The following is a 12,342-nucleotide window of genomic DNA, read 5'->3' on the forward strand; positions in this document are numbered from 1 at the left end:
AATGGGTTTACCCAATTAACCTCAAGTATTTCTGTAAACCCCCTATATATAGTAAATCATCTATTTTTAGAAAAGTTGCTTCTCCCTTCAACTCAATATCTTTAGTTGGGCGAAATCCAGCATAAATTAAAGTGTATTTATTTTTGCTTTCATCAATTTTATTTGGAATATAAATACATACCAACGCAGCATTTACATCAATTTCTTTTTGGGTTATTTTCCAATCTACTTTATCAATATCCTTATGACAACGTGCTTTGACCTGTATACATATATTACAATTAGAAGTTAAAGCGAAATCGAAACCTCCGTCTCCATACTCTCTATTACTGAAATCTATAGAAGTTATTAAATTACCTAAATATTTTTTCAAAGCTAATTCCCCTAATTTACCCTTCATATTATTTTCATATATTTCTTTTGCTGAAAGGCTGGGATTAATTAATTTATAGTCATCGACCTTTTGCCAAGAGTATTTGCTGATAAGTTCTAATTCAGATTTATTTTTTATTTCTATTATTTCTTTATGATAACCTTCAGCTTCACAAATTATCAATTGACCAATTTTCAACCTTTGTTGAAAATTGGATTGAGATATTTTTAAAACGTTAAGATAAAGAATGCTATCTTCTATTATTGGAGTTTTTGATAGTTTAATAGTTTCAAAGTTGCTAATGTAGTTCAAAAAAGATGAATTGCCAGATCCATAAAGATATAATTCATTCTGTGCGCGTGTCATTGCTACATATAGTTGCCTTCGAGCTATGGCAGATATATCATAACTATCAGAAAGGCAGTCAATAAATTGTTGTAACCATATAATTATTACAACTTTAAACTCTAACCCTAACGACGAAAGTGTAGTAAGAATTCTTACTCCACAGGTATTAATACCATATTTTCTTTTTGTATGGTTGCTCTCTGTAATCCAGGAATTATTTATTCTTGACTCATCTAATTTTTTTCTAAGTATATAAAAGCTCTCTTTTTCTTCTTTTGTAATAGCTTTATATAAAATTGCTATATCTTCTAATTGATAACCTGATTTTTGCAATTCTTTTATTTTATTAATAACTAACTCTACTTCTTGAATTGGTGAATCAGCTATCTCAAGCATTGGAGATAAACCTTGACGCAAATATGCCTTTGGTTGAATACATGGAAAAGTATCATTATCAGTAGCTTTCTCCATAGTTAAAGGCTGAATAATACTCCAAGCGGCTGAAAGTATTTCTTGAGTATTTCGGTAGTTTTGGTCTAAATTAAAGTCTTTACCATAAGTTCTACCTTGAGCTTTTATACCTACTGATGACCAAGTAAACTTGGGTCTGTTATATAATTTTTGATTAGCATCAGATACAATTAACAGATGATCTGTATCAGGTTTTTTCAATGCAGACACACATGATTTAAACCAGTTAGGGTAGAAGGTATGACCTTCATCTATTAAAATAGCATCCCATTTAGCCTCTAAAGGAAACTCTTGCAGTTTGAATAATAACTGCTCTCCTAAAAAATCTTCACATCTTTCATCAATTTCTAAACTAGTTGGTACTCGGCCTAATTCCAAAGTTAATTTATGACCAAGCCTATTACGGATTGTCGAATATCTCGACTGTAAAACTTCTGCTGCCCATTCATGAAAGTGGCTAACTTGAATTCTAGTGCTTTCTGCAAATGATTTATCTTCTTTTAAAATAGATTTAATATAAGAAGATAGACATATATTATAGCATAAAATCAAAATTTTGTAGTCTGGATGTTGTTGAGCTAGAATTCTGGCACGAGTGAGCAAAATAAGTGTTTTACCGGAACCTGCAACACCCGAAAGTAAACGATGACCGCTACCTATTCTCGTTGCTAAATCCTCTTGTTGTTTATCTAAACGTTTAATCAGAATTTCTGGGTTAAAATCACTAACTTGGCTCATATAACTTTTAACCTTCTAACTTGAGTAAAACTAAGACATGGCATATCACCTTGTAGTTATTAGTATTCCCAAAAAATAGAATACCTTGTACATAAAAAAACTAGCTATGCTTTGGTTCCAAATTGATTTGAAGATTTTGGATAAATAGTTCAGCGTCAGATTTAGGTAAGTGTTCAAGTAGGTAATGAAGAAGGTCTTCCTGGCGACTTTGCCCAAAAACCATGCGATAAACTGCTAATGAACTATGTAGAGACTCTAAACGTTCACAATCACGGCTTAGAGGTAGGCTGGGAACATGGCGCTCAATTTTGGCACCGCCTTCTAATGAATAAATCCAAAACGGTACTAAGTCTGATGTTTCTGGCGGACGATCGCGTTTCCCTGCCATGAATAGGCTTTCCCAAGGATCTGTATCAGAGTTTATAATTTCACCCGTACCATACTTGAGAGCTAAATTTTTCCGAACTGCATGACCTTTGTAGCGATGAACTCTTCCCTCGCGTTGCTCCAAGTCTACAGGGTTTGAGGGCAAGTTCCAGTGAACAATTGCATGGCAGTAAGGATGAAAATCTAACCCTTCTTGTCCCACTGAAGTTGTTGCTAGTACGAAGGGCCGAAATGGAGAGTTAAAAGCTTCACGAACTACTGAATCTTATCTATATAACTTTGTACTTGCTGGGAAATAGGTAAATTATGAGCTAGTTGGGGTAAAGTAGCGATGAAATTACTTAAGGGACGGTTCTCAACAATTTCCTTCCCGTTATTAATTAACTGACCATCAAGAAGTAAAATAGTATCCCAACAGCGATCAAAAGTAAGGTTGCGGCTAAGGCACAAAAGGCGATACAGAACAGGTTGATTGGGAGCTGTAAAACGTAATATCCAAATTTTTGGATGAAATATACCATCTGAATGCGGAGCATTGACTTCAATCACTGAGCCTTCTAAATAGCTGTAAAGGAGGCTGTGATTTTTGGGTATAGCAATTTTACCTGTTTGGCAGAAAACAGTGATGCGCTTTGCATATTGCTGCATAGTTGCCAGTAAAGCCTGGGGGCTGCGAGTCAGATGTCCGTCTTCACCTCCCCAACCAAATGTAGTAAAGGCAAGGGGCGCTGTTAACAACGTCAGCAATTCCAAGGTGAAGGTAGTACCGATAGCATAATCAAGGGAGTAGCCATCTGGAGGACATAGGGATTCAAACAGATGTTGGCGATCGCTAGGCTGCAACATCAACTTCCTCCTGAGCAAAAGTATCTAAAATATCGGTCAAAATTCTTTGAGTAGTCCCCCAACGATAGTCAAATTGGGCAGTTCCTGATCCTCCTTTCCAAAGTTCTAAGGCTCGAGGATTATTGATACGTGCTTGACTACCTTTGAGAAAAATTTCGCGCTCTTGAATAAGATGACGGGCTTCTTGGTGAGTAGCTATTGTTTTAACTGCTCCACTTTTAAGGGTAAAATTCAACCATCGGTCAATAAATTTTTGGGTTAACCAAGAGACTGTCACACCACTATCTGCAACAATTTTCCATAATTTCTGCCAATCCCACTCTATTAGATACTTATGCTGTGCAGTTAGTTTATCTGCCCAACGTTGAAGTGCTAATTGGTATTCTTCTACGAGTTCTTCTGCTGACTTTTGTTCTGCCAACATTAAATTATAAAGCAGGGCAGCTCCTTGGATAGTTTCAGAAAAATTCCGAGCATGACACAACTGTTCTTGAATGCGGCTAGGAAACTCACTATATAGAGGATGTTCCCAGATAAAATTAACTGAAGAAAATTGCTGACGATAATTAACTAGAAATGCTAACAAACTATTAGTTTGCTGAGTAATAATGCGCTCTGCTAAATAATTAGCTTCGTCCAGGGTAAGGCAAAAATTAGCTTTCTCAGGAAAGTCTGGCGGAACGGAAGGAATTCCTTGATGCCAATAACTAGTGAGTTTACCTTTGACAGGTTCACCATCATCATCGCGCAAGCTATAGTTAACAGAATCATAAAATTGATTTAACGAGTGATGATAATCTTCTTGAGAATCTCGAAGATGACGAATACCCCAGGCTCCTAATCCATACCAGTAAATGTTACTGGGAAGCCGCTTTAAAGCTGCTCGTGCCTGAATGCCTATAATTCCTTTACCATCACTAGATTTTGCAAGACAGGAAATTAACTCAACTTCTTTTTGACGCAGTTTGGTATAAATCTGACTGGATGGTGTTTTTTGTTTCACTAAATCTTGGTAAATCCAGGGGATAAATAAAAAGTAACGAGCGCGGGTATGGATAGTGCTAGTACCAGGAAAAAACAGATCAGCAAACGCGTCACGCACTGAGCCAACACCTAATTCATCACGAGTAGTCTTTTCGTTGAATAGGCTAATAACATCAAGCATCTTACGTTTGTCTTGTTCTGAATAGTCCAACCAGCTAAAGGATGAGGGCATTTGGAAACTGATAATTTTATTCTTTTTATTAGAGTTCCCAATTCTTTATATGAAATTTCATACTTTTTATTTAATAGCTGCTTCAAATGTAGTTGACAACATAATAATGGGAAGCAATGGTTCCCAAAACGAGATATCGGATGAAATGGGAAGCAATGGTTCCCAAATTTTGCCCACAAGCGAACGTCAAGTTCGCCCTCTGGCAAAGCTATAGCCGTAGTCACACAGGTTAGGACATTTGCAAAGGGTGAATGCTAGAGTTAGCAATAGTTTTACCTCCTGCCTCCTGCCCTCTGCCTCCTGCCTCCTGCTATAGAACCTCAACAACAGCCAGGAGCATGGCAGCAGGCGGTAGAAAAAGCCTAGAGTGGTAAAACTTGCTAGAGTAGATTTTTAATCATTGAAATAGGTGTAAATAGGTAAACCAAAGTTTTCAATAATAACGAATTTACTACGTTTAAGTTTTTGCTCTAGCTAGTTTTGCCACGCTAGGAAAAAGCAGAGGGTAAAGTCCCAAGTGGTAGAATCGTCAAAAACATTGTGCAGCGCATAATGGAGCGAACCAGAGTACCAAACACCTACCACTTGGGCGAAGTATGCCAAGTTTTAGCCAAGGACAACCCCGAACTCAGGGGTAAGGGTGGGTGTTGGTGTGAGGTAAAGGTTATTTGCAGCCGCTCAAGCGAACCGTTAGCAGTAGTTACGATGCACTTCAAGGGACTAAGGACAAGCAACTAAATCGAAATTACAATCATTACGAGACAAAGTAATCATGGAATTCAACCCAAACAACAATGTTGTTAAACTCTGTCTTCAAGGTATGGGCATGGAAGAAAAAGGCAAACCAGAAGAAGCAAGTAAACTGTTTCTTCAAGCCTGGAACGAAGCGACATACGACTTTGAAAAATTTATTTCAGCCCATTATGTAGCTCGATATCAGAAAAATATTTCTGACAAATTAAAATGGCTCGAAACGGCTTTGCAGTTTGCATTAAAAATAAATAACAACACTGTTAAGAGTGCTTTTCCTTCTCTATATTCAAACATTGCCAAATGCTATGAGGACTTAAGCGACCCTGAGAAGGCAAGAAAGAATTATGAATTAGCAACTTCGTTTAAGGATAAACCTTCTGACAAAGGCCCCTTTTATCATGGAACGAAAGCAGATTTGCAGGTTGGCGATTTGCTGAGGGCAGGGGGCAGTTCTAATTACAAACTTGAACTCAAAATGAATCACATTTATTTCACAGCGCTTGTCAATGGGGCGGGACTAGCTGCTGCATTAGCAAAAGGCGATAACCGTGAACGTGTTTATATTGTTGAACCAACAGGGGAGTTTGAAAATGACCCGAATGTTACAGACAAAAAATTTCCCGGCAATCCAACACGCTCATATCGCTCCCAAGCACCATTAAAAATCGTTGGCGAAGTCACAGATTGGGTGAGACAAACACCTGAAGAACTCCAAAAATGGCGTGAAAAGTTGGCCAATAACAAAGGAGAAATTATTAATTAATTTCTAAGATTACTCTTCTAATATTCTGTAAGTGAGTCAGTAAGGAGAAAATAGGTCAAAGATTGGCTCATGAACAAATTACACCCCTAAAAGCAAAAAAGCCACCTCTGCTTTATCTAGTAATTCAAAGTCGCCCAACTCAAACATTTCCTCCTTCAAAAAAACCAGCGACAGCAACTATTACAGTTACATCTGTTGAAATACCAGAATTGACCGAGCAAGAGATTCGCGTAGACGCTTTTAGCGTTGAGCGATCGCATCAATCGGGTGTATTCGAGTGGGCTGGAGGAGTCGGTGCAGAGGTTTCTGGAGTCGTTGGGGAAGCTGAACCGGGTTTATTTTACAGATTTGGAAGAGAAGCTGTTGGGTTTGATTGAGCGGGAATTTGGTGTTACAGACTGAGTATTATGTTCAACACCTTATGGGATCTAAGGTTTGGGCAGCAGAAGGTTTCGCCCAATTCCTCGAACCTTTCTTTGTGATCAACGCCTTACGGCATCAAAGGTGTGACTTTAAGAAGATTTTGGACAGCTTTTGGAAGGAGAAGTTGGACAAGTTGTAAGCTGGACTACTTATAATTCGTTAAGGCATTAATCAAGCGATCATAAGTTTGGAAAAAGAAAATGGACATAATAACAGAAGTCAGTTTTAGCAAAATCAGCTTGTGGTCAACCCTTCAAGTCCCTCTGTTCTAATTTACTGCCAATGGGCGATCGCCTATGAGCAATCGTCAACCCGAAAAACGTCGCCTGAAGCCCTTATGTTTCCTTAACTTTATTTTTTGGACATTTTCGGAAGGTAAAGTTGGACATCTATTTTTGAAAGGTAAAGTTGGACAACCTGTCCAGAATCTTCTTCAAGTCACAAATTGAACGAATTTTACTTCTGTGTAAATGCCCATACGCCATTCCAATTGGCTGGAGTACCTTCTAGCAGCAATTCTTGGACTCGTTCTAGATAGAGTTTGGCAGTCTTATCGAGAGAGTTCACTGCAAGTACCTGTTCAAAACAGGCTTTGGCCTCAGTAAAGTTGCCCCGACAGTAGTGTTGAAGTCCCCGCTCAAAGGTTTGCAAGGTGTCAAGTTTTAGTTCTCGGATTGCTTCTGTTTCGGCATCGAGTACTTCGTAAACCGCGATCGGTTCAGTTCTACCCTTAACGATCGCTCGATCCAAAAAGCGAATTTTGTACTGCTCTGGGTTGCTCAATCGCTCCAAGACCTCTTCAGAAATTAGTAATGAAACACCATAGAACTTTGTCAATCCTTCCAAACGAGCAGTCAGATTCACATTATCAGAGAACGCATCCCCTTGAATCCGGTTGTGTTCCCCTACCATGCCCACCATCATGTGTCCAACGTGGATACCCATACCCACATCAATTGGCAAGTAGCCTTGAGACTCTCGTTTCCGGTTGTATTTCTGTACCCGTTTGAATTTATCAACCCCTGCGGCAACGGCATCATCCACACCATTAGGAAAGACTGCCATCATGCCATCACCCAAGAACTTCACTACAAAGCCATCATGGGCGCGAATTTCTGGAGAAACCCGTCGCAGGTAAGCATTGACAAAATCGAAATTCTCTTTGGGAGTCATTTTCTCGGATAGGGTTGTAAAGGAGCGAATATCCGAGAACATGACCGCCATCTCTTTGCTGACGTGATCGCCCAGTTCGATGTCTGTTACCCCGTGCTTGTTGAGAAACTTGAGATATTCGGGGGGAAAGAACCGGGCAAAGGAATTCTTCTGAGTTTCCAATCTCTCGAAGGATTCCTGGAGTTGAAACGCCATGCGGTTAAACGAATCAGCCAGCTTCTCAATCTCGATGATGCCGTTGACTTCAACGTGTTGCTCAAGATTTCCACTGGCAATCTCTTGAGACGCGGTGTTAAGTTTGAAAATTTGGTGGCTGATCCAACGAGACGTAAGAAGACCGATCGCAGTTGCCGCCGCAGATGTCAGTACGCACAGCAGAATGGTGGTACGAGTATTGGCATTAATCCGTGCCATAAAATCATTTTCAGGAACAACCACCACCGCCAGCCAGTTAATACCTCGACCATCCTGAATTGGCATGACCTGAACGTAGTGCCACACACCGTTAATTTGAAACTTTAAGTGTTGACTGCTCTTAATGGCCTCAAACAGGCCGAAATGCTGGCGTAAATATCGGGCAGTAGCAGTCACTGTGACATTTTGACTATCAGCGGCTGCCATTCGCTCAATCTTGCGATCATCTCTTTCGCCACCTTTAACCTTGAATGGCTCTGGAATGGTTGAACTGACGACCAAATGTCCCGACGGCTCCATGATAAAGCTCTGTCCGTGGGGACTAATGTAAAGCTGTTTCAGGAAGTTTGTGATTCGCATCAAGGTGATGTTAACGCTCAAAACCCCCAGCAGCTTGCCGTTCGAGTCGTAGACAGGACGGACTGGAGAAATCCCCAAAGACGTATTCTCACGGGAAAAGAATGGATAAATTGGACTCCACGTAGGTTTACGAGCTTGCGCGGCGGCTCTATACCAGGGGCGGTAGTTGGTATCGTACTTCACCGATTTCAACCGCTTTTGTCGATCGCCGCGATCATCCAGCAAGTAGATTTCGCGCATCGGCTCAGTAGCTTTGGTGCGAATTTTGAGTTGAATTGTGCCATCCTCTCGATGTTCCACACCGACAAACTCGCCCTGTTCGTTCCCAAAAGACAGATAGCTTTCTAAGTCACCCTGTCGCACTACCTGCCAGAAATAGCGTTGCAATCCTTCAAAGTCATCAAGCTTTAAATTGCCACTTTGGATACCCGCATCGGTGAGTTTCAGAACATTATAAGATTTATTCAAATAGTCCAAAACGTGTTGCTTAATGCGGGCACTAATTTCACCATTCAACTGAATTGCCAGGTCATCGATCGCCTGCTGTCCGTTGCGGAAAGAGAACCACCCCACCAAGCCAGTTGACGCAATAATAGGAATAATAAATGGAACAATCAGAACAGTTCGCAAACGAAACTTTTTTGAGCGACTTGCTTTTTTAATAGTTGCGTAAGTCCTGTATAGAAAAAACGGTTTGTAGTTTATCGATTTCATCTTGTCTATCTGATGATTTTATCTGTGTGGTGGAATTACTATTAGCTATATGCTGAGAACTTTTTACTAATTCACTCAGCTTTTGAACTATGGGTTTACTAAAATACAAACCAAAGACAATGGCAATTATAGGACAAATTATTAAGCATATTAATATTAACAACGTAGAAAAGCAACATGAACATGGCAATTTCCTTAAAGGTAGTTATAGAGAAGAATTCAGAATGGGCTACGCCCTGCTGCGCTGACAGGAGCCAGAATTCAGATTTTTTGAATAAAAGTCCATAACCCTCACAATTATCAGCCCCCAATTCAATTTTTGATTAATCGCTCAAATTCAAAAAATTTGATTAACACTTCTAAAGATGTTTGTTCATTTGTGGGGGTAGTTGCTTCAATTTCTTGTATGGTTTCTAGATTTAGATACTGAAAAACTGCTTGAGTTAATATGGGGATTGCATCTGCTGGTAAAGAAGCTAACTCACGAGAGAGCCGATTTAGGCGAGATTTAGCAAAATTAACTTGAAATTTTGCACGTCTGAGTAAACGTTGTCTAATATTTTCGTATAGTTCTGGATTATCTGTAGCCAGAGTTCGCACGTTCTGATTTTTAATCATAGGAATAATATCTGGATTTTCTTCTAAAAAGAGTAGGCTACCCTCCTGGTTATAAGATGCTATTCCTTCGATTCCTAAAGAACCAATATCCCCTAGAGCAATGATGCAAGCTACTGGTGAAATAGGTTGGTTCTGATTATAAAGAGAGGGTTGATAAATGGCTTGCTCTGTTGTATCGTAATCACAAATGGTAGCGGCGATCGCTTCTTGAATGATTCCCAAATCTGTATCTGTGAAAAGAGCCGTACTTTTTGGATAAAATGCTGATATTTCTTGATTTAAAACTTGTATATAATTCAATAGGATTTCTATAGTTGCATTTTCACTGACACCCGCTTCTCGTCGTCTGGATGTGTGCGGTTGATGGGGTATAAAGATTTGTACTAAGTCATGAGCGATCGCACAAAGATCCAGTAACAATTCCATCCTCTCAATTGTCTCTACATCAGCTGACAAATAAGGACGAATGACTTGAAAAATTAATTGAGCGCGTTGCTGTACAGCCATCAAATGATCTTTTGTATGGTAGTACAATTGCTTTTCGATAATTTCACGCTCAAACTCTGCTAGAACAAATTTATTTACCTTAGCAACACTTTCAGTGAAATTACTACTGATATATGGTATATTTTCTGTAGTTATTGGCTGTGATTGCCAGTTTTTTTGGTTTTGTGAATTCATCTCTATTAGGAATCGAACATCTGAAACACCTTGTAAAAGTAAGATTTAGATGCTGCTTACTTCAAGCTGGAATATTTGAGTTGAGTTTAATTTTGTAGAACAGATAAATTTATAACGGAGTATAAAATAATTGCCCAAAAACAAGGCAATTATTTTATTTGCTCCTAAGCATCGATCGCAACTCGGTCTCTAAGGTGAGCAATACAAGCGAGAATATAGCCTTCCTCCTGTTCGCTTTCATCGAGAGCATCAGGTTCTCCTATATACTTGACTTCTCCTTGAAGCTTCCGGGTTTTACAACTACCACAAACCCCACTGCGACAACTACTGTCGATCGCCACTCCTTCTTGTTCAGCTAACTCTAGAATCGGCTCTTCTCCAGTGCAGGTAATTTCTTTGCCAGACTTGGAAAACACTAGAGTAAAAGAGCCTGTTGTTTTAACTGGAAGAGTAGCTGGGGTGGAAATTACTGGCTTTGGTACTACTGTTGTCACTTTGGTAACTTGCTCAGTAATTACTTGAGCCGGAACCGATGGCTGGAGTTTTGCCTTTTTCGCCCCGCCAAAACTTTCTTCATAGTAGTTTTGCATGGGGAATCCGATTTGCTCTAGCATAGTTTTTACCCCTTGCATAAAAGCATTCGGCCCGCAGACATATACTGTGCGCTGCCAAAAATCAGGAGCGATCGCATACAGCATTTGTTCGTTGAGTCTGCCCATAAAACCATACCATGCTTGACCTGCGTCAGGTCTGGTAATGGCGATCGCTAAACGAAACTTAGGTTGGCGGCTAGATATTAACTCTAGTTCTTGGCGATAAATAATATCACGAGGACTGCGGGCGCAATGGAAAAAGATAATATCGCAATCAGCAGCGGTGTCCATCATCCATCGTGACATAGACATCATCGGTGTAATACCACTCCCAGCAGAAATAAACAATAATTTTTGACTGGGGTTGGCAAAACAAGTGAATTTTCCCAAAGGGCCGCTGACTTTGATTTCACTACCGACTTTGAGATTGTCGTGCAACCAATTGGAAACTAAACCAGGCGGTACATCCAAAACATCTGGTGGTACAGGAACACGCTTGACTGTAATTTCTAAAGTGTGGGGTCGTGAAGGAGTTGAAGAGATTGAGTAAGAGCGTTTAACTGGTTTATCGTTGATTTCCAGGTTTAGCGTCATAAATTGACCAGGTTGGTAGGTAAATAATATTGGTGGGTCAGCAGCAAAGCGAAACGTCTTCACATCATTAGTTTCGTCAATTATTGCCACACAACGAACCATTAAATCGCCTTTTGTCCACCGACTGATTTGTTCTGGCGGCACAAGTGCGATCGGCATATACTCACTAGGCGAACGAGTCGGCTGACTTGGTTGCTGACTCACTTGGGGAATAGGGATGGTGTATGTCGCCTGTGGAAGAATTGGTGTTTGGGTTTGGGCTTCCAGAACTGGTGGTGCGACCTCTGCCTTATCTGTTGCCGATCCGGTTGCTTCAACAGTGAGGATAAATTCGCCAATCCGAATAATGTCATCCTTTTTCAGGAGATATTTTTGGTTTAGACCCGCCGCTTGGTCATTAATGCGCGAACCAGTCAGGCTAGCCAGATCACAGAAGTAATATTCGCCCTCTTCATAGCGGATACTACTGTGAACTCGGCTAACTTCAACACTGGGCAGGACTATACCACAATTGCGGGAGCGACCCATAAAACATTCGCCATTAATCATAACTTCTGGCGATATGTCTAACTCTTGTCTCTCTGTGGGTATTTTTGAGTTTAACAGTTTGATTTTGAGCATACTAACTTTCCTAAGTTTCAATAATTAGGTATGGAGCATTGGGCATCGGGCATTGGGCATTGGGAAGCAGGAGGTAATAACGTTTCACTTTAAAGTTGATACATTTAGGAGGCAGTGCGGTCTTGGGGTTCCCCTAAGAGCCTGTCAAGAAACAACTTTTACAATTTATTATCTGGAAAGCTTACTGAGAAAGCATTTCTAGCTAAAAAGAGGCAAGGTTGTTACTTGACAAGCTCTAAGAAGAGTAAAGGATGAA

The 12,342-nt window shown here is 40.1% G+C and carries 9 protein-coding genes and 2 pseudogenes; 4 read left to right on the top strand and 7 right to left on the bottom strand.

What is annotated here, in order from left to right:
• Positions 1–7: 7 nt before the first annotated feature.
• The 4 genes and pseudogenes from ACWATR_RS34955 to ACWATR_RS34970 all read right to left on the bottom strand — a co-directional run bounded on the left by ACWATR_RS34955 (position 8) and on the right by ACWATR_RS34970 (position 4,379).
• Positions 8–1,930, bottom strand: coding sequence for a DEAD/DEAH box helicase (locus ACWATR_RS34955; RefSeq protein WP_460343408.1), 1,923 nt, complete (start codon positions 1,928–1,930; stop codon positions 8–10).
• A gap of 100 nt (positions 1,931–2,030) precedes the next feature.
• Positions 2,031–2,552, bottom strand: a pseudogene (locus ACWATR_RS34960) (C-terminal helicase domain-containing protein); the annotation flags it as partial.
• Between the two features lie 20 nt (positions 2,553–2,572).
• Positions 2,573–3,163 (bottom strand): hypothetical protein, encoded by a 591-nt coding sequence (locus ACWATR_RS34965; RefSeq protein WP_460343411.1) that lies wholly within the window; start codon positions 3,161–3,163, stop codon positions 2,573–2,575.
• Complete coding sequence (locus tag ACWATR_RS34970) at positions 3,150–4,379, bottom strand: DUF6361 family protein (RefSeq protein WP_460343414.1); 1,230 nt, start codon at positions 4,377–4,379, stop codon at positions 3,150–3,152. The genes ACWATR_RS34965 and ACWATR_RS34970 overlap by 14 nt, the downstream gene beginning before the upstream one ends.
• A gap of 492 nt (positions 4,380–4,871) precedes the next feature.
• On the opposite strand from ACWATR_RS34970, the pseudogene ACWATR_RS34975 reads away from it, so the two are divergent.
• The 4 genes and pseudogenes from ACWATR_RS34975 to ACWATR_RS34990 form a co-directional block, all read left to right on the top strand.
• Positions 4,872–5,117: pseudogene (locus ACWATR_RS34975) on the top strand (hypothetical protein); the annotation flags it as partial.
• Positions 5,118–5,424: 307 nt separating this feature from the next.
• The gene (arr, locus tag ACWATR_RS34980; protein WP_460343495.1) at positions 5,425–5,895 is read left to right on the top strand and encodes an NAD(+)--rifampin ADP-ribosyltransferase; all 471 of its coding nucleotides are present in this window, start codon (positions 5,425–5,427) and stop codon (positions 5,893–5,895) included.
• 62 nt (positions 5,896–5,957) lie between these two features.
• A complete protein-coding gene (locus ACWATR_RS34985) occupies positions 5,958–6,272 on the top strand; it encodes a hypothetical protein (RefSeq protein ID WP_460343417.1) in 315 nt (104 codons plus the stop codon).
• A 342-nt stretch (positions 6,273–6,614) separates the two neighbouring features.
• Positions 6,615–6,767, top strand: coding sequence for a hypothetical protein (locus ACWATR_RS34990; protein ID WP_460343420.1), 153 nt, complete (start codon positions 6,615–6,617; stop codon positions 6,765–6,767).
• Positions 6,768–6,774: 7 nt separating this feature from the next.
• On the opposite strand, the gene ACWATR_RS34995 is transcribed toward ACWATR_RS34990, so the two are convergent.
• The 3 genes from ACWATR_RS34995 to ACWATR_RS35005 form a co-directional block, all read right to left on the bottom strand.
• Positions 6,775–8,979, bottom strand: coding sequence for an adenylate/guanylate cyclase domain-containing protein (locus ACWATR_RS34995; protein WP_460343423.1), 2,205 nt, complete (start codon positions 8,977–8,979; stop codon positions 6,775–6,777).
• 312 nt (positions 8,980–9,291) lie between these two features.
• Positions 9,292–10,278 carry a hypothetical protein gene (locus tag ACWATR_RS35000; protein WP_460343426.1) on the bottom strand — a complete coding sequence of 329 codons (987 nt, stop codon included), beginning with the start codon at positions 10,276–10,278 and terminating at the stop codon, positions 9,292–9,294.
• Positions 10,279–10,442: 164 nt separating this feature from the next.
• Positions 10,443–12,086 (bottom strand): FAD-binding oxidoreductase, encoded by a 1,644-nt coding sequence (locus ACWATR_RS35005; protein WP_460343429.1) that lies wholly within the window; start codon positions 12,084–12,086, stop codon positions 10,443–10,445.
• Positions 12,087–12,342 lie beyond the last annotated feature (256 nt).

It is taken from the genome of Nostoc sp. UIC 10890 (genome assembly GCF_054786515.1).